Origin of the sequence: Pedobacter faecalis (assembly GCF_030182585.1) — a bacterium.
In the GTDB taxonomy this organism is placed as follows: domain Bacteria; phylum Bacteroidota; class Bacteroidia; order Sphingobacteriales; family Sphingobacteriaceae; genus Pedobacter; species Pedobacter faecalis.
On the sequence record NZ_JARXOW010000001.1, the window covers coordinates 135,745 to 162,305 of the forward strand.

At 45.1% G+C, this 26,561-nt stretch carries 26 protein-coding genes and 1 tRNA gene; 14 read left to right on the plus strand and 13 right to left on the minus strand.

The features are described from left to right. Positions 1-17 precede the first annotated feature (17 nt). Both QEP07_RS00590 and QEP07_RS00595 read left to right on the plus strand, forming a co-directional pair. Complete coding sequence (locus QEP07_RS00590) at positions 18-413, plus strand: VOC family protein (RefSeq protein ID WP_285008050.1); 396 nt, start codon at positions 18-20, stop codon at positions 411-413. Positions 414-721: 308 nt separating this feature from the next. After that, positions 722-2,218 carry a tetratricopeptide repeat protein gene (locus tag QEP07_RS00595; protein ID WP_285008051.1) on the plus strand — a complete coding sequence of 499 codons (1,497 nt, stop codon included), beginning with the start codon at positions 722-724 and terminating at the stop codon, positions 2,216-2,218. Between the two features lie 174 nt (positions 2,219-2,392). Here QEP07_RS00595 and QEP07_RS00600 read toward each other — a convergent pair. The 5 genes from QEP07_RS00600 to QEP07_RS00620 form a co-directional block, all read right to left on the minus strand. Continuing rightward, positions 2,393-2,477 (minus strand) — tRNA-Ser (locus QEP07_RS00600). A gap of 95 nt (positions 2,478-2,572) precedes the next feature. Beyond that, positions 2,573-3,565: a YihY/virulence factor BrkB family protein gene (locus QEP07_RS00605; RefSeq protein ID WP_256006685.1), complete on the minus strand. Its 993-nt coding sequence runs from the start codon at positions 3,563-3,565 to the stop codon at positions 2,573-2,575. Between the two features lie 8 nt (positions 3,566-3,573). Then, on the minus strand, positions 3,574-3,981 hold the full coding sequence (locus tag QEP07_RS00610; protein WP_256006684.1) for an acyl-CoA thioesterase: 408 nt from the start codon (positions 3,979-3,981) through the stop codon (positions 3,574-3,576). 7 nt (positions 3,982-3,988) lie between these two features. Further along, on the minus strand, positions 3,989-5,047 hold the full coding sequence (gene mltG, locus QEP07_RS00615) for an endolytic transglycosylase MltG (RefSeq protein ID WP_285008052.1): 1,059 nt from the start codon (positions 5,045-5,047) through the stop codon (positions 3,989-3,991). Between the two features lie 27 nt (positions 5,048-5,074). Next, positions 5,075-5,857 (minus strand): PASTA domain-containing protein, encoded by a 783-nt coding sequence (locus QEP07_RS00620; RefSeq protein ID WP_285008053.1) that lies wholly within the window; start codon positions 5,855-5,857, stop codon positions 5,075-5,077. Positions 5,858-5,964: 107 nt separating this feature from the next. Here QEP07_RS00620 and QEP07_RS00625 point away from each other — a divergent pair, with 107 nt between their 5' ends. After that, entirely contained in the window at positions 5,965-6,951 is a 987-nt protein-coding gene (locus QEP07_RS00625; protein ID WP_285008054.1) for a D-alanine--D-alanine ligase, read from the plus strand. A gap of 2 nt (positions 6,952-6,953) precedes the next feature. Here the strand turns inward: QEP07_RS00625 and QEP07_RS00630 are convergent, their stop codons facing one another. Genes QEP07_RS00630 through QEP07_RS00640 form a run of 3 tightly spaced genes read right to left on the minus strand, consistent with a single transcriptional unit; the run spans position 6,954 to position 9,607 of the window. After that, positions 6,954-7,715, minus strand: a complete 762-nt coding sequence (locus QEP07_RS00630; protein ID WP_285008055.1) for a DUF3575 domain-containing protein — start codon at positions 7,713-7,715, stop codon at positions 6,954-6,956. Positions 7,716-7,760: 45 nt separating this feature from the next. Then, the gene (locus tag QEP07_RS00635; protein WP_285008056.1) at positions 7,761-9,188 is read right to left on the minus strand and encodes an MATE family efflux transporter; all 1,428 of its coding nucleotides are present in this window, start codon (positions 9,186-9,188) and stop codon (positions 7,761-7,763) included. Then, positions 9,188-9,607, minus strand: a complete 420-nt coding sequence (locus QEP07_RS00640) for an acyl-CoA thioesterase (protein ID WP_285008057.1) — start codon at positions 9,605-9,607, stop codon at positions 9,188-9,190. The genes QEP07_RS00635 and QEP07_RS00640 overlap by 1 nt, the downstream gene beginning before the upstream one ends. Before the next feature lie 135 nt (positions 9,608-9,742). Between QEP07_RS00640 and rpsO the strand changes: the two genes are divergently transcribed. The 6 genes from rpsO to QEP07_RS00670 all read left to right on the plus strand — a co-directional run bounded on the left by rpsO (position 9,743) and on the right by QEP07_RS00670 (position 16,410). Next, complete coding sequence (gene rpsO, locus QEP07_RS00645; RefSeq protein WP_256006675.1) at positions 9,743-10,021, plus strand: 30S ribosomal protein S15; 279 nt, start codon at positions 9,743-9,745, stop codon at positions 10,019-10,021. 154 nt (positions 10,022-10,175) lie between these two features. Next, positions 10,176-12,317 (plus strand): polyribonucleotide nucleotidyltransferase, encoded by a 2,142-nt coding sequence (pnp, locus tag QEP07_RS00650; RefSeq protein WP_285008058.1) that lies wholly within the window; start codon positions 10,176-10,178, stop codon positions 12,315-12,317. A gap of 67 nt (positions 12,318-12,384) precedes the next feature. After that, the gene (gene rpe / locus QEP07_RS00655; RefSeq protein ID WP_285008059.1) at positions 12,385-13,062 is read left to right on the plus strand and encodes a ribulose-phosphate 3-epimerase; all 678 of its coding nucleotides are present in this window, start codon (positions 12,385-12,387) and stop codon (positions 13,060-13,062) included. Between the two features lie 39 nt (positions 13,063-13,101). After that, positions 13,102-14,166: a 3-phosphoserine/phosphohydroxythreonine transaminase gene (serC, locus tag QEP07_RS00660; protein ID WP_285008060.1), complete on the plus strand. Its 1,065-nt coding sequence runs from the start codon at positions 13,102-13,104 to the stop codon at positions 14,164-14,166. Positions 14,167-14,177: 11 nt separating this feature from the next. Beyond that, positions 14,178-15,128: a D-2-hydroxyacid dehydrogenase gene (locus QEP07_RS00665; RefSeq protein ID WP_285008061.1), complete on the plus strand. Its 951-nt coding sequence runs from the start codon at positions 14,178-14,180 to the stop codon at positions 15,126-15,128. 37 nt (positions 15,129-15,165) lie between these two features. After that, positions 15,166-16,410 carry a DUF1015 domain-containing protein gene (locus QEP07_RS00670; RefSeq protein WP_285008062.1) on the plus strand — a complete coding sequence of 415 codons (1,245 nt, stop codon included), beginning with the start codon at positions 15,166-15,168 and terminating at the stop codon, positions 16,408-16,410. Between the two features lie 11 nt (positions 16,411-16,421). On the opposite strand, the gene QEP07_RS00675 is transcribed toward QEP07_RS00670, so the two are convergent. Continuing rightward, entirely contained in the window at positions 16,422-16,931 is a 510-nt protein-coding gene (locus QEP07_RS00675) for a hypothetical protein (RefSeq protein ID WP_285008063.1), read from the minus strand. A gap of 43 nt (positions 16,932-16,974) precedes the next feature. After that, positions 16,975-17,754, minus strand: a complete 780-nt coding sequence (locus QEP07_RS00680; RefSeq protein ID WP_285008064.1) for an SAM hydrolase/SAM-dependent halogenase family protein — start codon at positions 17,752-17,754, stop codon at positions 16,975-16,977. A 102-nt stretch (positions 17,755-17,856) separates the two neighbouring features. Here QEP07_RS00680 and QEP07_RS00685 point away from each other — a divergent pair, with 102 nt between their 5' ends. From QEP07_RS00685 to QEP07_RS00700, 4 genes are read left to right on the plus strand one after another with little or no spacing between them, the layout of a single operon-like run. Then, a complete protein-coding gene (locus QEP07_RS00685; protein WP_285008065.1) occupies positions 17,857-18,828 on the plus strand; it encodes a PhoH family protein in 972 nt (323 codons plus the stop codon). A 20-nt stretch (positions 18,829-18,848) separates the two neighbouring features. Next, the gene (locus tag QEP07_RS00690; protein WP_285008066.1) at positions 18,849-19,802 is read left to right on the plus strand and encodes a phosphoribosylaminoimidazolesuccinocarboxamide synthase; all 954 of its coding nucleotides are present in this window, start codon (positions 18,849-18,851) and stop codon (positions 19,800-19,802) included. 2 nt (positions 19,803-19,804) lie between these two features. Further along, entirely contained in the window at positions 19,805-20,200 is a 396-nt protein-coding gene (locus tag QEP07_RS00695; RefSeq protein ID WP_285008067.1) for an STAS domain-containing protein, read from the plus strand. Continuing rightward, the gene (locus tag QEP07_RS00700) at positions 20,190-21,101 is read left to right on the plus strand and encodes a ribonuclease Z (protein WP_285010716.1); all 912 of its coding nucleotides are present in this window, start codon (positions 20,190-20,192) and stop codon (positions 21,099-21,101) included. The genes QEP07_RS00695 and QEP07_RS00700 overlap by 11 nt, the downstream gene beginning before the upstream one ends. A gap of 6 nt (positions 21,102-21,107) precedes the next feature. On the opposite strand, the gene QEP07_RS00705 is transcribed toward QEP07_RS00700, so the two are convergent. From QEP07_RS00705 to QEP07_RS00715, 3 genes are read right to left on the minus strand one after another with little or no spacing between them, the layout of a single operon-like run. Next, positions 21,108-22,055 (minus strand): MlaD family protein, encoded by a 948-nt coding sequence (locus QEP07_RS00705; RefSeq protein ID WP_256006650.1) that lies wholly within the window; start codon positions 22,053-22,055, stop codon positions 21,108-21,110. Between the two features lie 48 nt (positions 22,056-22,103). Continuing rightward, a complete protein-coding gene (locus QEP07_RS00710; protein WP_285008068.1) occupies positions 22,104-22,949 on the minus strand; it encodes an N-acetylmuramoyl-L-alanine amidase family protein in 846 nt (281 codons plus the stop codon). Positions 22,950-22,961: 12 nt separating this feature from the next. Next, entirely contained in the window at positions 22,962-23,831 is an 870-nt protein-coding gene (locus QEP07_RS00715; RefSeq protein WP_370687732.1) for an N-acetylmuramoyl-L-alanine amidase family protein, read from the minus strand. Between the two features lie 65 nt (positions 23,832-23,896). On the opposite strand from QEP07_RS00715, the gene QEP07_RS00720 reads away from it, so the two are divergent. Continuing rightward, positions 23,897-26,560, plus strand: a complete 2,664-nt coding sequence (locus QEP07_RS00720) for a putative LPS assembly protein LptD (RefSeq protein WP_285008069.1) — start codon at positions 23,897-23,899, stop codon at positions 26,558-26,560. Position 26,561: the final 1 nt, after the last annotated feature.

Sequence of the window (26,561 nt, forward strand, 5' to 3'; positions counted from 1 at the left end):
CTTTAAATTAAACAGTTATGAGAATACAAATCATTAGTGTACCGGTATTGAACCAGGCGGAGGCCTTAGCCTTTTACACGGAAAAGTTAGGGTTTATTAAAAAGGTTGACCTGCCATTGGGCGGGGTAAACAGGTGGCTTACAGTGGTGAGCGCTGAGCAGCAGGATGGTCCTGAAATTCTGCTGGAGCCTGCGCCGCTACACTTCGAGCCTGCTAAAGTTTATCAAAGAGCCCTGTTGGACGCCGGGATTCCCTATACGCAGTTCAACGTGGAGGACGTGCAGTTGGAGTTTGAGCGTTTAAGTGGTCTTGGCGTGGAATTTAGTGTGCAACCGACAGTAATGGGCACCGTAAAAATTGCGGTGTTTAACGATACCTGCGGAAACAATATCCAGCTTGTGCAGATGTTGTAGGGTATGAGATGGGTATGAGATGGTTGATTAGTGGTAGCATGCTGGGTTGAATTTGAAAGGGGCAAACTCAATTGATCATCGGACGCACGCTCTCCACGTCACAAAAAGGTGGTGAATGGACACTATTCCTGGAGCAGGGACATTTGGGGTGAATGACTAACTGTTTCAGGAATAGGCATATCGGCTTTTAAAATGTTTAACTTCGATTTTATTTCTGCAACCTAATCGTTTGATTGATCGTCATGGTTAAAATCAATTTCTATATGAAACATCTACTCTTTTTTATATCACCACTTTTAGTGCTAGTTTTGTCTACAAGTATATGCGGGGCGCAAACATCCCTTGAAGGTATTGGATTACAAAATGGAGATTACGCAGTTGGTTACATGCATTACACTGTGGACGATTCTTCAAGAACATATAAAAGAACAGGCGATTGGAACGACAAAAGTATATTCAGACCTATGGCCGTCAGTGTTTGGTACCCTGGCGTGATCGATCCGCGGGCAAGAATGGCAAATAACACGGTATTGAGCTATATGCGTGTCTTAACAAAGGAGGAAGAGTGGGAACATCTACCAGATGAACAGATACTAAACTGGTTTTACTATCCAAATACCTCCCGGAATAGGGGGCATCTGAAGGAAGCTGCGACGGCGTATAAGAATCTGAAACCTGAAAACGACACGTTTCCTGTCATCATCTATTCGCCAAGCTATCAGGCTGCATCGGTAGAGAACTTCGCTTTATGTGAATATCTGGCCAGCCATGGTTATATCGTGATATCATCACCAAGCCGTGGTGCTTCAAGCAGACCCATGGAAGGTGGAACGGTAAAGGATATGGAGACGCACGCACGCGATGCAGAATTTCTTATAAAAGAAGCTATGAAAAATAGCAATGCTGACAAGCGTGGCATTGCCTTAATGGGGTTTAGCTTTGGGGGCTTATCTAACAGTTTAGTTAAGATGCGCAACGGAATCATCAAAGCCGTGGTGAGTTTGGACGGAAGTGAGCGATACCAATTTCAGACTTTGTCAAAGTCAAGCTACTTCGACCCTAACAAGATCGACGTGCCTTATATGCACTTATCGCAGAAGGAAATTCCTGATGATGTGTTGGCTGCTGAGAAAATAGATCCTACGTTAAACACAGAGTTCGCGCTTTATGATTCCTTGCGGTATAGCAGTGCTTATAAGCTGAGATTTACAAACATGACTCATGCATATTTCAGTACCCTGGGCGTGTTGTTTCAGGACAGGGACACGCGACAGGATAAGAGTGATGTTGAAATCATGGAGTCATACCGACTTGCATGCCTCTATACGCTGAACTTCCTCAATGCTCACTTAAAAGGCGACATAGGTGGTGTAACCTTTATCTCGAACGAGCCTGAACGCAATGGAATCAGGCCAGGGTTGATCTTAAAAGAATCAAAAGAAGCGGCTTCACGACCGTTTAAATTTGAAGATTTTAACAATCTGGCAGCTGAACGCAAGTACGATGGCCTGGACGTCTTATACCTTGACCTGAAAAAAAAGCATAAGGACTGGCAAATAAATGAGGGCAATTTGAATAACCTTGCTCTCCAAATGCTCTTTAACAGGGAAACTTCACAAAATAGCATTAAAGTCCTCTTATTTGCGGTAAAGCAGTTTCCTCAGTCTGCAAATCTCTATGATAGTCTTGCCGAGGCCTATTTATTCGTAGGCGACAAAAATTTGGCAGTGAAGAACTTCAAGAAGTCTTTAAGCTTAGATAAAAGTAATGAGAACGCTATTCATCGGCTGAAGCAATTGAAGTAAGGTCATTTTCATATACCCATGCTTTCCTAAAATATTCAATGTGGCTAGTTTTTTTATCTCGGCATTTAACTTATGCTGTGATGTGAAACTTCATATTTTAAAAAGTCCCTTTTTTGTCCCCCGAATGTCCCTGCAACGAAAATAGGCCCTTGTAAGGGCCTATTCGATGTTCAGCGGAGAGTGAGGGATTCGAACCCCCGGAGCTATTACACTCAACAGTTTTCAAGACTGCCGCAATCGACCACTCTGCCAACTCTCCGGCGCAAAAGTACAAATACGACTTGATTCTGCAAACTGCTGGATGCTTTTTTTGAGGAAAATGAGGTAACGCCTTAAAACTGAGAATGAAAAATTTTATTTCTTTTCAAGTTTCCCTTCTGCGGGTTCAGGTTTTTTGAATACGTTGAAATTCGGTTTAATGATTTTAACGCTGCGTTTAGACAGGTCTACGCTGGCATTTAACTCAAATCCGACGAGAAGGATCAGGGAGTTTAGGTACAACCAAATCATGATAACGATAAGTGTACCTATGGAACCGTAGACTTTATTGTACGAACCGAAGTTGTTGATGTAGAAAGAGAAGCCCCATATCGTAAAAAAGGCAAGGATGGTTGCCAGCCATGACCCTGCACTGAAGAATTTCCATTTTTTGGCATGCGCGGGTCCGTAACGGTACAGAATGGAAATGGTAACGAAATACAGTATACCCAGCAAAGCCCAGCGCGTTAGCTGAATGGCGTAGGTGGTCAACGTGTCTTTGAGGTTTAAGGTGTTATCAATGTAGTTGAGCGCTATTTCCCCAACGGTCATGGCAACGATGCATACAATTACAGAAAAGGCGATCACAAGCGTTAAAACGATGGCTATAAGTCTTTGCCTAATCCAGCTCCTGGTTTCTATAATCAACGACGACTTGTTGAAGGCCATCATGAGGTTATGAACGCCATTTGTTGCAAAGAAAAGCGAGAGAAGAAAACCGAAAGACAAGAGTCCGCTGTTCTGCTGGTTCACGATCTCGTCGAGCGTGGTCTTGAAAGCCGCATAGGCCTCTTCTGGCAGCACCAGAATGATCAGGTTCATGAGTTGCTCCTGGAAGCCGATTCTTTTTGGAATGAAGGGAATGAGGGTAAAAAGGAAGATGATGGCCGGGAAGATGGCCAGCATGAAGTTATAGGCCAGGCTAGAGGCTTTGTTGACCAGCGAGTCTTTTCCAATTTCCTTGAAGAAGAACGTGGCTACGGTGTATAGGGGTAGGGGACTAAAGCCGGGCAGTACGCAAACTTTTGTCCAGTCGATAAACATCGCATAAAATTTAATACGCAGCAGCTGTTTATGTACCCATTCCATGTTGCTGGTTACTTATAGTGTGGACGCATCTTTTCCATGAAGTTTTCAGGCGGCATACAGGGCTTGTTCTTTTCCATATCAACAAAAACCAATGTGGTATGACCGATGTGTATCAGTTCCTCACTTTCATTAAACAGTTCGTACTTGAAACGAATGCGAACCCCTGGAAGTTCTTCTACGGTGGTGACAATAGTGATTTCCTGATCGTAACGGGCTGGCTTGATGTATTTGCAGTTCATTTCCAGCACGGGCATCATCACGCCTTCACGCTCCATCGAGGCGTAGTCCATTCCCAGGCTCCTCAGCATTTCCACTCGTGCTACTTCGTAAAACTCGGCGTAGTTGCCATAGTATACGTAGCCCATCTGATCTGTTTCGCCGTATCTAACCCTGATCTTCGTGCTGTGCTGATACATCGGTTTGTTATTTATAAATATTACGTTTGTTCAGCGCTTCCCGATATTTCCTGGCGTTACGCTCATGTTCCTGAACTGTTACCGCAAAGTTGTGATAACCGGAAAAATCTTCCTTGGCGCACATATAGATGTAATTGTTGTCGTCTTTATTGAGCACGGCGTCTATTGCGGCTATGCTCGGCATCATGATAGGCCCCGGGGGCAGGCCAGCGTATCTATAGGTGTTGTACCTCGACTCTACTTTCAGCAAAGCATTGGTTACGCGCTTTACAGTGAAATCATCATTGGCAAAGATTACCGTTGGGTCGGCCTGAAGGAGTATGCCCTTGTTCAGCCGGTTGAGGTATAAGCCTGCTATGATTGGCATTTCCTTGTCGTACAAAGCTTCTGCATCCACGATTGAGGCGAGAATGGAAACCTCAATTGGCGTAAGGTTCAGCGCCGCAGCTTTCTGCTTACGTTCATTGTTCCAGAACTTCTCGTATTCTTTGTGCATGCGCTCGAAAAATTCAGTCGCCGATGTATTCCAGTACATCTCATAGGTATTTGGAATAAACATCGCATAGCTGTTGTCTTTATTGAAGCCGTACTTTTCTATTAGTGCAGCCGAGTCTAACAGTTGTATAAAAGCTGCGGAATCTGGCTCAAGCTTTCTTGAAAGCGCACCGGCAAGGTTCTCTTTTTTTCGGAAACCCTGGATTTTCAGCATCACCGGGTCCTGGTTTCCTGCTTTCAGCTTATTGATGATGATCCGGTTGTTTGCGCCTTTAGCCAGTTTATACCGTCCGGGTTTTAATGCCTGGGCTAGATCCATTTTTCCCGCCGCCTCCTTAAAGGTGCTTAGGTTTAGCAGCGCTTCGTTACGTTCCAGATCTTTGTACAGGTCGTCGATGTTAGAACCGGTGGGTACATACAGATATTCCTCTTCGCCGCTTACGTTCGGCGAAAAATATACGCGGTAAAACTGGAAGCCAAAATAGGCGACTAAGACCAATGCAATAAGTAACAGGCCGATAATTGCCCTGAACTTGGTATGGCTTTTTGCTTGTTTCTGATCGGAATTCATATAGGTGATGTAGTTCTTTAATTTAGGTTAAAACGGCTGTCTGGGCTGGTTGGACAGCGTAATGTTTACTGGTGTGCCAAGCTTTACTTTGGTTACCGAGTCGGTGAGCATTGGGTCCTGACGAACAACCACTGCCGACGCGGAGTCTGTGATGTTGCCTTCGTAGGTAATTGTTCCTAAGGTGAGGCCTGCACCACCTTTTAGGGCAAAGAGCGCTTCGTCTTTGGTTAAGCCGAGTAGGGTCGGAATGTCAACTTCCTCGTTTCCTTTTCCGTCACCCAGAACAAAATCAATTTTCGATCCCTTTGGTAAGGTCTGGCCCACCGTTATCGACTGCCCGCCGAACTGGGCTTCGAGAACTACATCGCGACTTACATCGGGTTTGTAGGTGGTATCGCCAAGCTTAAGACCGAAACTTTCGATAATGGCTTTGGCTTGCCTTAAAGATTTAAACACTACGTCGGGAAACTTCACGTTGGGCGCCGTATTCATACTCACCGTAAGGTATATGGTGCGGTTGTCTTTTACAAAGGTATTGGGGTTGGGGTCCTGGTCGAGCACCGTTCCAGGGGGCATGTCCATTACATAAACGGAGTCCACTTCATAACGCAGTCCAAGTTGGTCCAGCTTATCGACCGCCTGAAGGAAGCTCAGCCCTTTTAACACGGGTACATTGAGTCCCTGACCATGTTTAGTATAGTACCGTAAACTGAAAAATGCGATAAACAAGATGATAGCCACGGTTAGTACCGCTGCGATCAGGTTGTTCCGGAATGATTTTGTTTTAAGGTAGGATATGAATTTACTCATGCTTCGGTTCCGAGATATGTGTGCCAAATTTAGCTTAAAATATTTTCTTATTGGAATTAAAATAGCCGGAATTACATAAGTTTGCGGAAGGTAAAATACAACCGTCAATGAAAAAAACGATAGCCTTGCTTACAGGCGGAACTACAGGAGAATGGGTGATATCCGTAAAAAGTGCTGCGACGATCGCGCAAAATCTGGATCCTGACAAATTCGAGGTATACAAGATCATGCTTACACAGCAGGGCTGGTTCTATGAACCTGCGGATTCCATGAAGATTGAGGTGGACCGCAACGATTTCTCGCTGGCCATACGCGGGCGTCGGATCACCTTTGACGGTGTCTTTATCTGCATACATGGCTCGCCGGGTGAGGACGGAAAGCTGCAGGGCTATTTTGATATGCTAGGTTTGCCTTATACCACCTGCGATGCGCTGACTTCTGCAATAACGATGAACAAGGGCTATACTAAGGCTGTGGTGAATGGTCTGCCTGGTTTGAACATTGCCAGGTCTGCCCAGATCTTCAAGGGTGGCGATCATGATTTCAATCAGCTCAAAGCAGATCTTAAGCTTCCTTTCTTTGTAAAGCCAAACAATGGAGGAAGCAGTATAGGCATGAGTAAGGTGGTCCGTGCAGATGATCTTGAAGAGGCGGTCGACAAAGCATTCAAAGAAGATAGTCAGGTGCTGATCGAGGAGTTTATTCAGGGGCGGGAATTCACCATTGGCGTCGCCAAATTGGACGGAGACATTGTTGTGTTGCCGGCTACTGAGGTGGAAACAAAGAAGGAGTTTTTTGATTTTGAGGCCAAGTATACACCAGGCGTGGCTACAGAAACCACGCCAGCGCTGTTACGGCCTGAAACACGCGAGCGAGTTGCCGATATAGCCAGGTCGGTTTACAGGAAGCTGAATTGCAGGGGAGTTGTACGTATTGACTTTATATTAACAGGTGATGAGGGCGACTTTTATTTCATTGAGATCAATACCATACCGGGCCAAACGGCAACAAGCTTCATTCCCCAGCAGGTAGCTGCCATGGGAATGAAGCTTAATGATTTTTATACAAAACTTATTCGTGAAACGATCGGCTAAGATCAAAAGCGGAAGCCTACACTAAGACCAGCCCTGAGCCCTGCCCAGGGGCCATCGAAGTCTACTTTGGCACCGTTACCGTCTACGGTATATTTGGTTTTCACCAGAGGAAGATCTTCAAGTTCTGCGAGTTGTTCGCGCAAGGCCTGCTGTTCTTCGTTACTAAGGGTCTTAGTGCCCGATATGTTTCCTGAAGAGGTCCCGTAGTGGGCGCCTAAGATCCACCAGTCGAGATGCAGACGTTTAGCAATTTTAAATTGAGATCCTAAAAGTATGCCGCCCGACAGTGTAGTGATGTCGCCACTAAGGGGCATCGTTTCGGTGTAGGTAGTACCCATGACATCTACGTCAAACTTGAAAGGCACTTCAGCGGTGTACGTGGCAAATCTGGCGTATGGTGCAATGTAGAATCCTTGAAATACTTTCTTTCCAAGGTAAAACCTGAGTTCCGGCGTGATCGCAAAATTCCCGGTTTTAAACTGGCTGATGCTTTCCCAGGCCTCTTCGTCGTCTATCAGGGATTCGAGCCTTGATTTTAGCGGGACACTCGACTTAGGCGAAAACTTGATTCCCCCGCCTATGGACATTTTTTCTCCAATGGCCCGCTCGTATTGGAAAGAGTAGTTTTTTAAAAAGAGGGCAGGAACGTTTATTTTTACGATGTTCTTGTTGTCTGCCGCTTCCTGAGCTTTAGAAGTAAGGGTAGTTCCAAACATAAGGAATAAGATTCCTATGCCTGCGGTTTTAGAGATTGTTTGTTTCATGATGGTTTATATTTGGTTTGTTATCAAATATATAAAGAAAAAAGGCTAAACCTTAATGGTTTTCCATTTCCCGCGTTTGAACAATAAATATCCGGCTATCGCTATACCTGTCTCGGCAACAGGTATGGCGAAAAAGACTCCTGTGGGGCCCATGCTGAAATATTTGGCTAGTAAATAAGCCAGGGGAATCTGAAAAAGCCAGAAGCCGAAAAAGTTGACCCGGGTAGGTGTCCAGGTATCGCCCGCTCCATTAAATGTACTGATAAGCACCATTCCAAGTCCGTAAAATACGTATCCTGTACTGATGATGATCAGTGCCTGATAGGCTACCTCCTGTATAAGGTTATCGTTGGTAAAGAAAGCAACCAGTTGCCGGCCCAGGATGAAGGTTATAAGCATCACGATCACCATGTAAATTGTAACGTACCTGGCGGTGGTGAAAACAGATCTTTCTGCCCTGTCGAGCTGCTTCGCGCCAAGGTTCTGCCCCACAAGTGTAGCTGCGGCATTGCTGAGTCCCCATGCCGGAAGCATAAAGAACATCATTAAACGTAAAGCGGTCTGATACCCGGCGGAGCCATGATCGCTTCCTGTAGTGGCTACGAGTTGCGCCAGGAATATCCAGCTGCATGAAGCGATGACAAATTGAAATATGCCAGGGGTAGCAATTTTGAGTAAGGTTTTAATTTGTTCCCAATGGGGTTTAAAATAGCTTAGCTTAAGCTTTAACAATTGTTTTCCGCTCGATAGATGGTAGACCTGATAGCATACACCAATTCCGCGGCCGAGTGTGGTAGCTATAGCAGCTCCCGTAAGACCGAACGCAGGTATAGGACCAAGTCCGTTGATCAGGATCGGACAAAAAATGATGTTGGCGATATTGGCAATCCACAGGCTTTTCATAGCGATGGCGGCATTGCCTGCGCCCCGAAATATACCGTTGATGAGAAATAGCATTACGATAATGATACTTCCGCCCATCATGATGCGGATAAAGGGCGTGCCCTGGCTGGCTGTCTCCTCTGATGCTCCCATGAGCAGCAGGATTTCTCTTGCGTAAATTAAGCCTCCAATGCTGATCAGCACCGTCAGGCCAAAGGCAATAATGATAGCCTGCACACCTGCTTTTGCTGCGGCAACCGGATCTTTCTCGCCTATACGGCGCGCAACAACCGCTGTTGCTGCCATGCTCATGCCTATGGCAAGCGAGTAGATTATGGTAAGTACCGACTCCGTTAGCCCTACGGTTTGTATGGCGTGACTGCTGTTGTGCAAGTGTCCAACGAAATAAAGGTCTACCAATGCAAATACCGATTCCATAGCCATTTCAAGCATCATCGGTATGGCGAGCAGCACTACGGCACGCCGTATACTCCCGGTAGTGAAATCCAGTTCTTCGCCCTGAATGGATTGTTTGATAAGCTGGAACATTTTAGTAAGGTTTCCGGCTTTTACAGTTTCATTTGTTTTCATCAGACTGAGTATGCGGCAATCATTTCGGGTGTTACTTTACAGCCTTTTCCGGTGTTGATATCAATCATCACATAATCGAACCATCCGTCGGACGCCACTTTTCCTGTACGTTTATTAAGAATCTCAAATTGAACACGGCAGCCTTTTTCGTTGATGGTGAGGATGCCGGTGCGAACGCTGATCACATCGCCAAGAATAAGCGGGCGCTTAAACTCGACAAGCGCAGTGCGCACAACCCAGCCATAGCCGTTGCTGAGGAAGGACTCCATTGGCATCTTATAAAATTCAGTCATTTGTTCATAACGTGCGGCCAGCACGTAGTCGAAATATTTACTGTTGTGGACATGGTTGAACATGTCGATATCATCGGGGCGCACTTTTAGTTCGCTTTCGAATATGCTGTAGTCGCTCTTTTCCATATATGGTTCGCGTAAAGTTACCAATTATACACTTATGATGAGCAGGTTGATCGGAAAGCGCTTGTTAATTGTTAAAACTTAGCTTATCTTTGCGGCGAATTAATTAATTAACAAACACTTTAGTACCATTCAAGAATGTATTTAAGTAAAGAAAAGAAGGCCGAAATCTTTAAACAACACGGCGAGACAGAAACCAACACAGGTTCTGCAGAAGGTCAGGTAGCGTTATTTACGTACCGTATTGCGCACTTAACTGAGCACTTGAAGAAAAACCGTAAGGATTTTTCTACGCAGCTTGCACTTCAGAAGCTTGTAGGTAAACGCCGGGGTATACTGGCTTATCTGTACAAAAAAGATATTGAGCGCTACCGTGCTATCATCAAGAACCTAGGTTTGAGGGATATCATCAAGTAGAACTACTTATATCAGGAAAAGCCATTCTTCAGGGAATGGCTTTTTTAATTTCATAGCTAAAATGATTGGCCTTTTATCTAAGTTTGCAAACAAAAAGTAATATATATAAATCCGGTATGTAAGAAAGAGGAAGACATACCATAATAATTTTTAAATGAATGTAATAAAAAAATCGTTCGACCTGGGTGACGGGCGGACAATTGAAATTGAAACCGGTAAGCTGGCTAAACAGGCCGATGGGTCTGTAGTTGTTAGAATGGGTGACACCATGCTTCTTGCTACTGTAGTTTCAACACCGGATGCTAAGGCAGGTATTGATTTTTTACCATTATCTGTCGATTACCAGGAAAAATATGCTGCTGCAGGCCGTATCCCTGGAGGCTTCCTTCGCCGCGAGGCCAGGTTGTCTGACTATGAAGTTTTAATTTCACGTTTGGTAGACCGCGCGCTGCGCCCGATGTTCCCTGAGGACTATCACTCGGATACACAAGTGATGATTTCCCTGATTTCATCTGATAAAAATGTAATGCCTGACTGTCTGGCTGGTCTTGCGGCATCTGCAGCAATAGCTGTTTCTGATATTCCTTTCAACGGGCCGATTTCAGAAGTTCGTGTAGCACGTATCGATGGTAAATTGGTGGTTAACCCTTATGTGAGTGATCTGGAGCGTGCAACAATGGATTTCCTTGTAGCTGGTACAGAGCGTGATATCGTGATGGTAGAAGGTGAGGCTGATGAGATTTCTGAAGCTGAAATGGTTGAAGCGATCGAGTTTGCACATAAAGCAATTGTTATACAGGTTCAGGCTCAGAAGGAGCTTGCCGAGCTTGCCGGCAAAACTGAAAAACGTGTTTACTCTCATGAAGAAAGTAACCCGGAGCTTAGGGATCAAGTGTATGCAGCCACGTACGATAAAGTGTATGCAATTGCGAAGACTGCTTCTGCAAAGCACGAAAGAGGTAACGCATTTGGTGAGGTACTCATGGACTTCATTGCAACATTAGGTGAAGATATTGATGATGTAACCGGATTCCTGGCCAAGAAATATTTTCACGATGTGCAGTATGATGCCATCCGCAACCTGGTTCTTGATGAAGGCATCCGTTTGGATGGCCGTGACGTGCGTACTGTTCGCCCGATCTGGAGCGAAGTAGGTTATCTGCCTGCTGCACACGGCTCTGCCGTATTTACGCGTGGTGAAACGCAATCGCTTACTACGGTGACTTTGGGTTCTAAGGATGATGAGCAGATGATCGATGGTGCTTTCATCAACGGTTATAACAAATTCATGCTTCATTATAACTTCCCTGGATTTTCAACCGGTGAGGTTCGCCCGAACAGGGGAGCAGGCCGTCGTGAGATCGGTCATGGTAACCTGGCCATGCGTTCATTGAAAAAGGTATTGCCAGGCCTTGAAGAAAATCCATACACGATTCGTATCGTTTCTGATATCCTGGAATCTAACGGTTCTTCTTCTATGGCTACTGTATGTGCTGGTACGCTTGCGCTGATGGATGCTGGTGTGAAAATCAAGGCGCCGGTATCTGGTATTGCTATGGGATTGATCACCGATGAGAAAACCGGTAAATATGCGATCCTTTCTGATATTCTTGGTGATGAGGATCACCTCGGCGACATGGACTTTAAAGTAACTGGTACGGAAAAAGGAATTGTTGCCTGCCAGATGGATTTGAAGATCAATGGCTTAAAATGGGAGGTTTTGAAGAATGCGTTAGACCAGGCCAAGGAAGCGCGTTTGCATATTCTTAACGAAATGAAGAAGACCATTGCTGAGCCTCGTGAGGATTACAAAGATCATGCTCCGCGTATTGTATCGTTAAGCATCGATAAGGAGTTTATCGGTGCAGTGATCGGGCCAGGTGGTAAGATCATTCAAGAGATGCAGCGCGAAACAGGTGCTACCATTTCAATCGAAGAGGTTGGTAACAAAGGTATCGTTGAGATCTTTGCGGATAACAAAGCTTCGATAGATGCTGCTGTAGGCCGTATTAATGCGATTGCTGCCAAGCCGGAGATCGGCGCGACTTACGAAGGTAAGGTGAAATCTATTATGCCATTTGGTGCATTTGTGGAAATCATGCCTGGTAAAGACGGTCTGCTGCACATTTCAGAAATAGACTGGAAACGCCTGGAGACTATGGACGGAGTTTTCAAAGAGGGTGAAAAAGTAACGGTTAAGTTGCTCGACATCGATAAGCAAGGCAAGATGAAACTTTCCAGAAAAGTTTTATTGCCTCGTCCGCCAAAGCCTGAGGCTGCGGCTCCGCAAGCATAAACACATGAAAAGCCTCGCCTGCGCGGGGCTTTTCTGTTATCACAAATCGTTATTTTATATTAGCACAATGAATATCAATTCTAATCACCTCATTGCCCCGTCTGTACTTTCTGCTGATTTTGGTAACTTGTTTAAGGATATCCAAATGATTAATTCCAGTGAAGCTGATTGGTTTCATGTGGATATTATGGACGGTGTTTTTGTACCCAATATTTCATTTGGTTTTCCTGTACTCGAAGTATTAAAAGCCCATGCCCAAAAGCCCCTGGATGTTCATCTCATGATCGAAAGCCCGGAGCGGTATATTGAACGTTTTGCTGAGGGTGGTGCCGCTGTGATTACGGTACACTATGAGGCATGCGTGCATCTTCATCGCGTCGTGGAATTAATACGTTCAGCAGGCTGCAAGGCTGGCGTGGCGATAAATCCGCATACCCCTACGGCCTTGCTTAAGGACATTTTACCTGATCTGGATCTTGCGCTTGTGATGTCGGTAAACCCCGGTTTTGGCGGACAAAAATTTATTCCGAACGCGCTGAATAAGGTTCGTGAACTGCGAGCCATGGCAGAGCGGCTGAACCCTGAACTCGTTATTGAAGTAGACGGCGGTATCGGAATGGCCAACCTGCCTGATCTGGTGATGGCCGGCGCAGACGTGCTGGTAGCCGGCAACTCCATTTTTGGTGCGGATTCTCCTGAACAAATGATCGCAGATCTCAAATTTTACAACCACCGAAAGGCATAAATATATTACATTTACCACCATTATAAATAACCAAAAAAAATGAGACACAATTTCGGCGCAGGCCCATGTATTTTACCTCAAGAAGTATTTAAACAAGCATCGCAAGCGGTACTTGATTTTAAGGATGGTTTATCGATCCTTGAGATTTCGCACCGTACATCAGAGTTCGAAAATGTTGTAGAAGAGACCACCAGATTGGTGAAGGAATTACTGAATGTTCCTTCAGGATATTCTGTGGTTTTATTGCAGGGAGGTGCCAGTTTGCAGTTTTCTATGGTGCCTATGAATTTGTTGCCCGAGGGGAAAACTGCCAGTTACCTGGATACAGGGGTTTGGGCAAGTAAGGCCATCAAGGAGGTTGCCGCTTTCGGGACAGCAAATATCGTGGCTTCTTCAAAAGCTTCCAATTACACTTATGTGCCAAAGGAATATGATATACCTGCCGATAGTGCTTATTTCCATTGTACCTCTAACAATACCATATATGGCACAGAAATGTTTAGTTTCCCGGAAACAGATGTTCCGGTAGTATGCGACATGTCGTCTGATATTATGAGCAGGGTTATCGACGTATCGAAATTCGGTCTGATTTACGCTGGAGCGCAAAAGAATATTGGTCCTGCGGGGCTTACTATCGCGATTGTAAAGGATGACATCCTTGGCCGTTCAGGCAGGAAAATACCTTCTATGCTCGATTATCAGGTTCATATTGAGGGTGGCTCAATGTATAACACTCCGCCGGTTTTCTCGATATATGTAGCTATGCTTAACCTGCGCTGGCTCAAATCGAAAGGGGGCATTGCGGAAATTGAGAAGGAAAATAAAGCGAAAGCTGATGCTTTGTATAAAGAGATCGACAGAAATCCGTTGTTTAAAGGCACCTGTGCCGTAGAAGACAGGTCGAGGATGAACGTTTGCTTTGTGATGGAGAATAAGGAGCTGGAAAAGCCCTTCCTGAAGTTTGTGGAAGAAAATGGCATCGAGGGCTTGAAGGGCCATCGCAGTGTTGGCGGCTTCAGGGCATCGATGTATAATGCGTTACCGATTACAAGTGTACACGCTCTGGTTGAATTAATGCAGGTTTTTGCGGAAAAACATCAATAAAATAAGATTAAATGGTTAGGATACTTGCAAACGATGGGATTGACCCGATCGGAAAAATGTTGTTAGAACAGGCTGGTTTTGTAGTTGATACGGAAACTGTACCTCAGGATAAACTGGCGGAAGCCTTGAAAAATTATGATGCCATTACTGTACGTAGTGCCACTCAGGTTCGTAAAGAATTAATAGACCAATGTCCGAATATCAAGCTGATTGGTCGCGGGGGCGTGGGCATGGATAATATCGATGTAGAATATGCGAGAAGCAAGGATGTGGCTGTTGTAAATACGCCAGCAGCCTCTTCTCTGTCGGTTGCTGAACTTGTGTTTGCGCATTTATTTACCGGCGTCAGGTTCCTTCAGGACGCTAACCGGAAAATGCCGGTTGATGGCGATAGCAAATTCAATGCGCTTAAGAAAGCTTATGCCAAGGGTATCGAACTCCGTGGTAAAACCATAGGCATCATCGGATTTGGAAGAATTGGTCGTGAAACGGCAACTGTGGCACTTGGCCTGGGTATGAATGTGCTGGCATATGACCTTTATCCGTTCGACGGGAAACTGACACTTTCGCTGCAGGGCGGCGTACAGGTCGATATTCCGGTTAAGACAGTATCGCTAGATGACGTGATTTCAGGCAGTGATTTTATCAGTCTGCATACACCGTTTGCGGATAAGCCTATTTTGGGTGCTTCGGAATTTGAAAAGATGAAGAAAGGTGTAGGTATTGTGAATTGTTCAAGAGGCGGTACTATTGATGAGCAGGCGCTTATCACCGCCCTAGATAGCGGTCAGGTAGCATTTGCCGGACTGGACGTATTTGACAATGAGCCTACGCCGTCAAGAGCAGTGCTTGAGCATAGCAAAATATCTTTAACTCCGCATATAGGTGCCTCAACGAATGAGGCCCAAGAGCGTATTGGTACGGAACTCGCTACACTCATTATCGAACATTTTAACTCATAAGAAACGGGGCGTTTGCCCCGTTTTATTTTCCGCCAGTATGCCAAGGATTAAACCTTTTTGTGCGCTTATACCTGCGACGGACCTGCAAGAGCGGGTTGTGACGCATCCCCTGGAAAATTATTCCGCAGACGAGGCCAGGATGATCACATCAGAAAACAGATATAGCTTCCTGCATCTGATAGATCCGGAACTGGACAATCCTTATCTGCGCGGTACCCGGCAAGAGCTTATTTATAAAACAATAGGCGAAAACGTGGAGAAGTTTCTTGAAAATCACGTTTTAGTACCGGATATAAGTCCTGCTATCTATGTGTACCGGGTGACACATGACGGGCTCAGTCAGACCGGCATTTGGACGTTGACACATATCAACGATTATGCAGATGGTGTGATCAGAAAACATGAGTCGACCGTTGAGCGCAGGGAACAGGCACTTGCCGACTACTTACAGCACACTGGTCTGGATGCTAACCCTGTATTGGTTACTTATCCGCCTGATGCAGCAATTGAAAAGGTTGTCGGCGCTTACATTGGTCTGGCGTCTGATCTAAAGCTATCGATGTCTGATAGCACCCTGCATGAAGTATGGGCCGTAAGGGATGCGGAGGACATAAAAACTATTGAAACTGCTTTCGAAAATATGTCTTGTGTCTATATCGCTGATGGGCATCACCGTGCGGCATCTATGGTGAAAATGGGTTTACAAAAGCGGGCATTAAATGTGAAACGGCATACGGGTGCTGAGCCATATAATTACTTCACGACGGCTTATATGAACACCGACGAGGTGAGGGTTTTGGAATTTAACAGGTTGGTTCGTGATCTTGGGAATTTGTCGCCGTCACAGTTTTTAACGGCTGTTCAAGCACCTTTTTTTGTGGAGGGGGCCGACCGTGCGGTAAGGCCTGAAAGCAGACATGAGATCGGTATGTACCTTAATGAGCAATGGTATAAGCTTAGGCCAAAGCCGGGGATATTTGATGCCGATGATCCGGTAGACTCGCTTGATGTCACCATCCTGCAAAAGAATATTCTGGACCCGATACTAGGTATTTGTGATCCGAGAACAGATCCGAGGATAACATTTGAAGGCGGGCGTGTACCCGTGCATGTATTGCAGCAGAGGGTCGATCAGGGTATATTCAGCGTGGCCTTCACTTTACATCCGCCTTCGGTTCATCAGGTGATGGCGGTTGCCGATGCTGACGGCATTATGCCGCCAAAGTCTACCTGGGTGGAGCCGAAGTTCCCAGTTGGGCTGCTGACTAATTATTTCAATTGACCGGACTTGATTCAGGTAACTGGTCTTCCTTTTCTGTTGAATTTGTAAAAGAATACTATCCATGAGATAATCAGGGCGAAAAGAGCTACCAATCCAATCGACCTCCAGTCGCTGCCTCCGGTGTCTTGTTTCAAGCGTTCGTTTTCGTCCTGTAGCTTTTTAATCGATGCCCGGTAGTTCTCAAGGCGGCTGTTCATGTCTGCCGCGGTCCGTTGTACTTGCTGATATTGCTGATCTTTATAATCCATCAGGATTTTTAACTCCTTAAAAATGTTGTTATCGTTCAGAACAATTTGACGAAGGATGTCGTTTGAGTTTTTAATGTCTTGTTTGGTTTGCAGACCGAAAATGCCGGTTCTTTTACTCAAGCTCTCGTCGTACTGACCAAACCTCGAGCTTCGTTCTGCCAAAAGCGCGTTAACTTTAAGTCGCTGCAAATGATAGGCGCTGGTGTCGGCCTGAGCGGCAAAGGCGGGTATTACAAAACAAGTAAGGATAAGGCTGAGCAGATGTTTAAGCATACTAAAAGTTTGGGTAGCATAGAGCAAACTCTGTGCCCTTGCTTTATGGGTGAAATTCTACTCGCACGATATCGCCAAGGTGCAATCCCAGGAGGCCGCTTGCCTTACCTTTATTGATGGCTATTTCAAGATGATTGCTTATGCCAAACAGACAGAGCTTTTCGCCTTCCGGTACTTCATTATAGTGCCAGCTAAGCTGGTTAATGGTCTCGCTTTTTCTGAAATAGAGGGTAAAATCCCGGTTCCGCTGTATTCTGGTAAATAGGTCTTTCGTAATATTAGTGATGACGTTACAAAATGTGTCAATATAGATCACACTGCCTCTGATAATATCGCGTTCGATAACCGGGTGGAGAAGCATTCTCTGTTCAATTCCCTCCACAGGCAGGCCGATATCTTTTAGCTTGTTTCCTTTGGCAAGATGCACAGCTGCTTTCACAAAAATATCCACCAGCGGAAAATGAAGATATTTTAAGTCTTGCATGATATTCAACTCAACAATGGTTTCAGGCTTGTCGTCGAACAGCAGGGAAAATATTCCGTTATCGGCGCCAACAAAATAATGATCGTTGTGTTTTAGAGCTACATACCTGGTGTTTTCGTTGTAGACGGAATCGATACCGATCAGATGTACTGATCCCTTTGGAAAGTAGGGGTAAACGTTCTTTAATACGAAGGCTGCGTAGGAAATATTGAAGGAAGGAACTTCGTGTGTTACATCAACGATCTGAGCGCTTGGCAGGATGCTTAAAATGCTTCCTTTTAGGGCGGCTTGATAGAAATCTTTAGAACCTAAATCTGTCGTTAATGTTATGATGGCCATTAAAAATTAAATATTTATTCTTAATCTTGCGTAGGCGTCAAGTCGCGTACAAATATTCAACTTTTATATTAGAATATACACTCCAATCAAAAAAACAATATTTTGAACGAACTGAAATTAACATTAGAATCGGTTGATCCGGTGCAGTTTTGGGGGGCCAACAATGAGCACTACGAGCTCATTAAGAACGCCTTTCCGAAGCTGAAAATAGTAGCGAGAGGTAACGAGGTGAAGGTACTGGGCGACGAAATGGAGCAGAAGGCGTTCGAGCTGAAATATAACAGCCTGATCGGCCATCTGGAAAAGTTCAGCGCTTTGAGTGCGGGCGATGTGGAAAGTATATTGGCTGGTGCAGGGGGGCGCTTAGCTGCTGAACCTGCCGGCGAAAAGGCTGCAGCCGGTGGCAGTGGGGGTGGTGAAGTTATCGTGTTTGGCACCAACGGCCTACTGGTTAAAGCAAGGACCGCTAATCAAAGGAGAATGGTGGACAGCATCAAAAAGAATGATGTGCTTTTTGCTATTGGTCCGGCGGGAACCGGTAAAACCTATACCGCAGTGGCACTTGCTGTGCGTGCTTTAAAAAATAAAGAGATCAAACGCATCATCTTGACCAGGCCGGCGGTTGAGGCCGGCGAGAGCCTTGGTTTTCTGCCTGGCGACCTGAAAGAGAAGGTTGACCCTTATCTTCGTCCGTTGTACGATGCACTCGATGATATGATACCTGCGGAAAAATTGAGGACCTATATCGAGAATAGAACCATAGAGATTGCACCGCTGGCATTTATGCGCGGCAGGACACTGGACAATTGTTTTGTTATCCTGGATGAGGCGCAGAACGCGACAGACCTGCAGCTGAAAATGTTTCTTACCCGTATGGGACCATCGGCTAAATTTATCGTGACGGGCGATGTAACCCAGGTAGATTTGCCGAAAAAGCAGATGTCGGGTCTCCACAACGGATTGCGGATACTGGCGGATATACCCGGAATTGATATTATCTATCTGACCGGAGAGGATGTGGTGAGGCACAAACTGGTTAAGCGGATTTTGAAAGCTTACGGCGATATACAATAAAGAACATACGGTTATTATAGATGAGAGCAATAAAAGAAACAAATTTCAGTTTTTCAGGGCAAACGGCATTTTATAAAGGTAAGGTACGTGACGTGTACACGATAGATAATCGTTTTATGGTCATGGTAGTTTCCGACCGTATATCCGCGTTTGATGTGGTTCTACCGGAGGCAATTCCTTTTAAGGGTCAGGTACTTAATCAAATCGCGGCCAAGTTCCTGGCTGCCACAAGCGACATCGTTCGGAACTGGGTGATCAGCACGCCAGATGAGATGGTGACGATAGGCCGTATTTGTGAGCCTTTTAAAGTTGAAATGGTGATCAGGGGTTATCTGGCCGGGCATGCCTGGAGAGAGTATCAGGCAGGAAAGCGGAGTATTTGCGGCGTTAGTTTGCCGGAAGGTTTGAAAGAGAATGATAAGCTGCCGGTTCCCATTATAACGCCTACAACCAAGGCGGCGGTTGGTCATGATGAAGATATTTCGAAAGACGATATTCTGGCGAAGGGTATCGTGTCTTTAACGGATTATGCAAAGCTCGAAGAATACACTTATGCGCTTTACCAGAGAGGGGTACAGATCGCTGCGGAGCGCGGTCTTATCCTGGTGGATACGAAATATGAGTTTGGCAAGTCGGGTGAAGATATTTTCCTGATCGACGAGATCCACACCCCAGATTCGTCCAGATATTTTTACCTGGAGGGGTACGAGGAGCGTCAGGAAATGGGCGAACCGCAAAAGCAGTTGTCTAAAGAATTCGTTCGGAAATGGCTTATTGAGAACGGTTTTCAGGGTAAAGAGGGACAGAGCGTTCCTGAGATGACGCCGGATATCATTAATTCCATATCGGACAGGTATATTGAGCTTTATGAGCAAATAACAGGCGACCGTTTTGTGAAAGCAGAATCGGGCGATATTTTAAGCCGTATTGAGCAAAATGTTAATCAATCCTTGCAGGAATTGCTAAACCAATAGTTATGGAGTTCTCTCTTGATAGACATGATAAGTACGTCGTTCTGAAGCTTCACGAGCCTGCGTTAACTAACGACAATACTCCCCGGTTGAAGTCGGAAGTTATAGCGCTGAACAGTCAGGGATACAGCAATATCGTTTTGGATCTATCGGCCGTAAAACATTGCGATGATGCTCAGGATTTGAGTTGCTTGCTTGCTGGCGACCGCCTGTGTAAAAAGCAGAACGGCTTATTCATTGTCACAGGGCTGAACGAAAATCTAAGTAGTATTGTTCAGTTGTCAAACCTGGATGAGTCGCTGACCATTGTTGGCAGGATGGAAGAGGCGGAAGACCTCATCTTCATGAATGAGATTGAACGGGAGTTGCTGGGGGGTAGAGATACTGATGATGAAGTTTGAAGTGACCATTCTGGGAAGCAGCTCTGCAACACCAATTTACAACAGAAATCCGACGGCGCAACTGCTGAACTGTAATGAGAAATTTTATCTGATAGATTGTGGAGAAGGTACACAGCAACAACTTATCAGGTACGGTTTTAAGGCGAGTAAGATAGACTATATTTTTATTAGTCATCTGCACGGTGATCATTATTTTGGTTTGATTGGCCTCCTGTCCAGTCTGCACCTGAATGGCAGAATAAAACCCTTGCATTTGTTTGGTCCGCCGGCACTCCTGGAGATTTTACAGTTGCAATTCTTACACTCAGAGACTGTTTTGCGTTATCAGATAGATTTTCATGCCACGAACACTGAGACGGCTGAGTTGATATTTGAAAATTCAGACCTGAGTGTCGAGACCTTTGTACTGAATCATCGCATTCCATGTACAGGGTTCAGATTTAATCAGAAGAAGCGGCTTAGGCGCCTGCTGGTAGACCGTTTGGAGGCCGAGGGCGTTGCTGTCGAATACTACCCATTGCTAAAGCGGGGGCTTGACCTTACTTTGCCAAATGGGAAAGTCTTTTTAAACAGCGATTATACCGCCGATCCTGACCGGCCTAAAAGTTATTGCTATTGTTCGGATACCCTTATGGATGAATCTTATTTCGCCAATATCAAGGACTGCGATACGTTGTATCATGAGGCTACTTTTCTGCACGAGATGCTAAGCAGGGCAAACGAAACTCATCACACCACTGCTTTGCAGGCGGCCCAGATTGCGGAGCTCACAGGAGCCCGGAAGTTGCTTATCGGGCACTTTTCCTCCAGATACAAGGTGCTTCAGCCTTTGTTGGATGAGGCCAGGTCAGTATTCGAACAAACTGAACTGGCTATTGAAGGTAATACCTTTTCTATCTAAGCCGCGCTAATCTTTGTTGCCGCCACCGAAAACAGAGAAATGAACATACCGCTTAGGGTTCTGCTTCAAATCGATCATGAGGGCGTCGAGATTTTTAGAAGCATTATTCAGGTTTTCATACATCTGCTTGTCATTGATCAGCAAACCTAAGGAGCCCTCTCCGCTATTTATCTTGCCTACGATCAACTGAAGATCAGTCATAGCTTTATTCGCATTGTCAATCGTTTGTTTGAAGTTTGACGCTGCAACCTGATCGGTAACACTGCTGATGTTATTCAGGATCCCTGAAATTTTCTGATTGTTTTGTCTGAGGTTGGCAGAAATTGCTTCAACATTGGCTAATATGGCCGATATGCGCGAACCTTCAGAGCCAACGAGATTGTCTACCTTTTTTGAAGTGGCCTCAAGTGAAGAAAGGGTTGCTGCTATACTTGTGAAGCTTCGGTCGACATTCCTTTGAAAATTTGGGTTCAGTATAGCATTTACGCTGGTCAGGATGGAGTCCATTTTTCCGATGATTACCTCGGCCTTCTTTTGCACTGGCTGTACCGCTTCCATTAGCCCTTTCTCTACATTGGCATTCAGCGTATCCCCGTCAACTGCAAAATTACTTCCCGGTCCAAGCTCCATTACTATAGCTTTACTGCCTAAAAGATCTGTGCTTTCCAAACGTGCAATGCTGGTACGGGGAATCTCGTATTTGCCTTTAATCTTCAGTGTAGCAAGTATAGAGCCATCGGGTTGCAGTTGCAACTCGTCGACCCGACCAATCTGGAAACCGTTGACAAGTACGGGCTTAGATACGGCGAGTCCTTCTACACGGGAATATCTGGCATACAAAACTGTCTCGCTGCTAAAGATGGAGTTACCTTTCAAAAAGTTATAACCTATGATTAAAACGGCAATGGAAAAGGCCGCAAGTATACCAACTTTTGTTTCGTTTTTTATCTTCATTTAGTGTTAATTTATATGGTTTGAATGCTCAGCTCAGGAAGCGTTGTGCTATACCTCGGTTTCCTTTTTATAGGTTTTAATCGCTTTAAAAATTGAGTTCACAATTTCAGCCTGGCCAGCCTCAGAGTTGATATACTTTTCTTCCTCGGGGTGAGATATGAATCCTATCTCAGTAAGTACTGCGGGCAGTCCGCAGCGCTGTAGGATCAACAGCCCCTGTTCCTTTACTCCTCTATCAACTCTTTTATCGTCATTCCGGTAATTATCCTGAATAAGACGGGCAAGCTTTAAGCTTTTGTCTCTAAACAAGTTCTTAAACAAAGATAAGATAATAAATGTTTCGGGATCTTTGGGATCGTAGCCGTTGTAGTTTTCCTTGTAGTTTTTTTCGAGCTTAATGTCCTCATTTTCACGAATAGCGGCGTCCTGTTCGTTTAAACGGTGTGAACCGGCTACAAACGTTTCAGTTCCTCTTGTTGTGGTGTTCTTAACATAACCGTATACCGGTGTTTTTTTTCCGCTTTTCAACCGCTTGTATCCGGTGATCACCCGCCTGTTTGGCATGGAATTACAGTGGATGGAAATGAAAAGGTCGGCATGGTTGTCATTTGCCAGAGCAGCCCGTTTGTAGAAGTCTACATCTACATCCGTTTTACGGGTGTAAAGCACTTTTACGTCCGGGAGTTCCTCTTCAATTTTCCGGCCCAACTTAAGCGCCACCTCCAGGGCGACGTCTTTTTCCACAGAAAAACTGCCCCGGGCACCGGGTTTGTTGCCGCCATGTCCGGCATCAATAACAATGGTTTTTACTTTATATGATTGTGAGAAAGCGCTTTGAAATGAGTAAAATACTAAAAGTAACGGCAAAAATTGTACGGCTTTTTTCAATCTCATAATGTTCTGTAATTATCCTTCCAGGTTTTTCCTATAATTAATGATTGCGTTAAGTAAATTATTTGTTATTTCAATTTGTCCGGCCTCGGAGTTCATATAATCTTCTTCCTCCGGATTACTGATGAAGCCAATTTCGGTAAGTACCGCAGGCATTCCGGCACGGGCAAGCACTGCCAGGCTCTTTTCCTGTACGCCGCGGTTAACCCGCCCTACGCTAACATATTCATTCTGGATTAGCTTTGCTAACCTTAAGCTCTGAGTACGAAAAGTATTCTTTAACAGGGACAATATGATTGCGCTTTCAGGATTGTCGGGGTCAAAACCCTCATAATTTTCTTTATAATTCTCCTCAAGGAATATAGCAGCATTTTCGCGTTTAATCACCTCATCTTGTTCGTCCAGTCGGCCCATACCCGATACGAAGGTTTCCACGCCACGGGTGGAAGTGCTTTTTTTGTAGACTGCACGCGTAATCGGAACGCGTTTTCCCTTACTGTTCTTTTTATAGCCTGTCACCTGAGTTGTCCTAATCAGCGGCATGTCGTTACAATGTATTGAAATAAACAGGTCTGCGTGCGCCTTATTCGCCATGCCAATACGCTCATACAGGGGAACGAATGTGTCGTCGGTACGGGTATATATAACCTTCACATCTTTCAGGGTTTCCTGAATTGCTGCACCCAAACGGAGCGCCGTCTTCAACGCCACATCTTTCTCAGTGGAATAAACTCCGCGGGTAGCCCCATCTTTGCCGCCGTGACCAGCGTCAAGTACGATAGTTTTGATTTTGTATTCCTGTGTAAAAGCTTGATTACCAGTTAATGTAAGTCCAAAAATGCAAATAAATATGACCAAAAGTTTATTTGGTCTAAGCAATGGCATATTTTTCATTAATTTTGAACGTTTTGGATTAAACATTAATGCAAAAATAACTATTCACCACGAATTTGAAACTTTTACGGTACATCATTTTTCTTAGTTTAACAGTTTCATTAGCTTCGGTTAGTAAACGCTCTTACGCTGTTTCTGAATCCTTTTGGCAACAGGACACGACCAAAATTGATACCATAAAGCGAGCTAATCCCCAGGTTAATAACGTACAAACAGGGGCTGCCGATACAACCGCCAGTCAGAAAGTTGAACACCGGGCTGAAGATTCGACCCGGGTGGACCCGGTGAATGATATTGTGCATCTTTACGGGAAAGCACGTTTGACCTATCAGGGCTTTGAACTTGACGCAGATTATATCCAATACAACCGTCGCACGAACCAGCTTTTTGCGCGTGGCTCCTGGACGCCGGGCGGTAAGTATGTAGGGCGCCCAATTCTGAAAATGGAAGGTCAAAGTACCTCAATGGCCGACTCGCTAAGATATAATACCGAGACTATGGAGGCCCAGATATGGGGCGTTTTCACGGAGCAGGAGGGTGGGTTTTTTACGGGAGGCCGTGCAAAGAAGCAGCCAGACGATGAAATTCATAGTCAGGGGCAAACCTATAGTACATGCAACCTGCCCCACCCGCATTTTGGTATACATATCACGAAAGGTATCGTTACAGAAAATCAGATCATTACCGGTCCGGTGTATTTGAAAATTGAGGACGTGCCATTGCCCATTGGTCTACCTTTTGCCTTTTTTCCAAAGCCGAACAAGCGGTCTTCTGGTGTGATACTTCCTTCACCCGGCGAAGATTTCACCCGTGGGTTCTTTTTACGGGATGGGGGTTATTATCTTGGATTAAGCGATTACTGGGATGCGCGTATAACAGGTACTATCTACACCCGGGGTTCATACGACCTTAACGTTGCGACCAACTACATCAAACGTTACAAGTATACCGGTAATATCAATTTCAGTTATGCAAACTCCCGATACGGATTGGAAGGTACTCCTGAGTATGATCCCAGAAAAGACTTCAATCTTCAATGGAGTCATAATCAGAATCCGAATGCGCGCCCGGGTACTACATTTTCAGCCTCAGTAAACGCCGGAACGAGCAGCTATAACCGGAATACCGCAGGGGGAACCAGTTACGATTTTGATCGGATAGCGCAGAATACATTGCGTTCAAGTATTTCATATGGCCGGGTTTTCGACAGCGGTATAAACCTTAGTTTAGCGGCCGATGCCGCCCAGGAAACACAAAACCAGACTGTAAGCCTCCGTTTGCCCGATATGAGCCTGTCGGTACCTACTTTCAGCCCCTTCGACTCTCCAGATCGTGTTGGAGAGCAAAAATGGTATCAGAAGATTACCGTTGGTTATAACATGCAAGCCAGCAACAGCATTACCACGATAGAAAGCGAATTGTTTAAGCGGTCATCATTGAACAAATTTCAAAATGGCGTTAACCATCAGATCCCAATCAATATGGCGTTTACGATAGCTGACTACTTCAACTTTAACACCGGAGTGAATTATACGGAGAGATGGGCATTTCAGACAATTAATAAGACCTATACCCGGGTGGTAAACGGATCGGACGTGCAACGTATAGATACCCTTCCTGGATTTAAACGCAATGGGGAATATAACCTCAACATGGGGCTTTCTACAAAAGTTTATAGCACCGCCCAATTTACCAAGTTCGGAAATTTTAAGGCCTTAAGACATGTAATGACGCCCCGCGTGAGTTTCGGCTACACACCTGATTTCTCCGATCCTAGCAGAGGGTATTATAAGATCGCGCAATATGAGGACGGCTCCCAGGTACGCGACTCACGTGGCGAGCCAGTCAAATATAGCATCTTCGAAGGCACCTTGTACGGTGGCCCAGGATTAGGCCGAAACGCATCAATATCCTTCGGGCTAGATAACACAGTTGAAGCAAAGGTTCTTACGCCTAAAGATACCACAGGCAAAGGCGAGAAAAAGATTCCAATTATCCAGGGTCTGGGTATCAGTGGATCTTATAACTTTTTAGCGGAGAATTTTAAACTGTCAAGACTTAACTTCAGCGGCAGATCGCAGTTTACGGAGAAGCTAGGCATCAATTATAATGGTACGTTGAACCCTTACCAGGTCGAAATTCAGACTGTTAATGGTGTGCAAACACCTGTTTTGGTAGATCGATATACCTGGCAGGCGGGTCGCTTGCCTCGTCTCACGAACTTTGGTTTTTCTTTCGACTACAGTCTAAATCCCGAAGCGTTGAAACGACGAAACGAGAATATTGATGAAGTCAACGAGATTGCCCAACAACGAGGGATCACTGAAGAACAGGCAGAAGCACTTGCCAGGGTAAGCCGAGATCCGAATGCGTTTGTAGACTTTAATATTCCGTGGAACTTTGCATTCAGCTACAGTTTCCAATATGCCACAGATGAAGTAGGGCGGAACGGCTCAATCACCAATACGTTGAATTTCAACGGCGATGCTAATATCACGCCGAAATGGAAAGTACAATTCAATTCGGGATGGGATTTTAAAGCCAATACTTTTTCACAAACCTCTTTTTCTATTTACCGCGATCTACATTGCTGGGACATGAGCTTTAGCTGGGTTCCATTTGGTCAGTACCAATCTTATTCAGTCGATATAAAGGTAAAGGCTTCTGTGTTGCAGGATCTAAAACTGAGTAAGCGGAAAAATTATTACACCCGTTTCTAGT

What these genes read in the sequence shown, in the direction of transcription:
- QEP07_RS00590 (WP_285008050.1), top strand. Translation starts at nt 18, where the DNA reads ATGAGAATACAAATCATTAGTGTACCGGTATTGAACCAGGCGGAGGCC.
- QEP07_RS00605 (WP_256006685.1), bottom strand. Translation starts at nt 3,565, where the DNA reads ATGGAATGGGTACATAAACAGCTGCTGCGTATTAAATTTTATGCGATG.
- QEP07_RS00610 (WP_256006684.1), bottom strand. Translation starts at nt 3,981, where the DNA reads ATGTATCAGCACAGCACGAAGATCAGGGTTAGATACGGCGAAACAGAT.
- mltG (WP_285008052.1), bottom strand. Translation starts at nt 5,047, where the DNA reads ATGAATTCCGATCAGAAACAAGCAAAAAGCCATACCAAGTTCAGGGCA.
- QEP07_RS00620 (WP_285008053.1), bottom strand. Translation starts at nt 5,857, where the DNA reads ATGAGTAAATTCATATCCTACCTTAAAACAAAATCATTCCGGAACAAC.
- QEP07_RS00625 (WP_285008054.1), top strand. Translation starts at nt 5,965, where the DNA reads ATGAAAAAAACGATAGCCTTGCTTACAGGCGGAACTACAGGAGAATGG.
- QEP07_RS00630 (WP_285008055.1), bottom strand. Translation starts at nt 7,715, where the DNA reads ATGAAACAAACAATCTCTAAAACCGCAGGCATAGGAATCTTATTCCTT.
- QEP07_RS00635 (WP_285008056.1), bottom strand. Translation starts at nt 9,188, where the DNA reads ATGAAAACAAATGAAACTGTAAAAGCCGGAAACCTTACTAAAATGTTC.
- QEP07_RS00640 (WP_285008057.1), bottom strand. Translation starts at nt 9,607, where the DNA reads ATGGAAAAGAGCGACTACAGCATATTCGAAAGCGAACTAAAAGTGCGC.
- rpsO (WP_256006675.1), top strand. Translation starts at nt 9,743, where the DNA reads ATGTATTTAAGTAAAGAAAAGAAGGCCGAAATCTTTAAACAACACGGC.
- pnp (WP_285008058.1), top strand. Translation starts at nt 10,176, where the DNA reads ATGAATGTAATAAAAAAATCGTTCGACCTGGGTGACGGGCGGACAATT.
- rpe (WP_285008059.1), top strand. Translation starts at nt 12,385, where the DNA reads ATGAATATCAATTCTAATCACCTCATTGCCCCGTCTGTACTTTCTGCT.
- serC (WP_285008060.1), top strand. Translation starts at nt 13,102, where the DNA reads ATGAGACACAATTTCGGCGCAGGCCCATGTATTTTACCTCAAGAAGTA.
- QEP07_RS00665 (WP_285008061.1), top strand. Translation starts at nt 14,178, where the DNA reads ATGGTTAGGATACTTGCAAACGATGGGATTGACCCGATCGGAAAAATG.
- QEP07_RS00670 (WP_285008062.1), top strand. Translation starts at nt 15,166, where the DNA reads ATGCCAAGGATTAAACCTTTTTGTGCGCTTATACCTGCGACGGACCTG.
- QEP07_RS00675 (WP_285008063.1), bottom strand. Translation starts at nt 16,931, where the DNA reads ATGCTTAAACATCTGCTCAGCCTTATCCTTACTTGTTTTGTAATACCC.
- QEP07_RS00680 (WP_285008064.1), bottom strand. Translation starts at nt 17,754, where the DNA reads ATGGCCATCATAACATTAACGACAGATTTAGGTTCTAAAGATTTCTAT.
- QEP07_RS00690 (WP_285008066.1), top strand. Translation starts at nt 18,849, where the DNA reads ATGAGAGCAATAAAAGAAACAAATTTCAGTTTTTCAGGGCAAACGGCA.
- QEP07_RS00695 (WP_285008067.1), top strand. Translation starts at nt 19,805, where the DNA reads ATGGAGTTCTCTCTTGATAGACATGATAAGTACGTCGTTCTGAAGCTT.
- QEP07_RS00700 (WP_285010716.1), top strand. Translation starts at nt 20,190, where the DNA reads ATGAAGTTTGAAGTGACCATTCTGGGAAGCAGCTCTGCAACACCAATT.
- QEP07_RS00705 (WP_256006650.1), bottom strand. Translation starts at nt 22,055, where the DNA reads ATGAAGATAAAAAACGAAACAAAAGTTGGTATACTTGCGGCCTTTTCC.
- QEP07_RS00710 (WP_285008068.1), bottom strand. Translation starts at nt 22,949, where the DNA reads ATGAGATTGAAAAAAGCCGTACAATTTTTGCCGTTACTTTTAGTATTT.
- QEP07_RS00715 (WP_370687732.1), bottom strand. Translation starts at nt 23,831, where the DNA reads ATGCCATTGCTTAGACCAAATAAACTTTTGGTCATATTTATTTGCATT.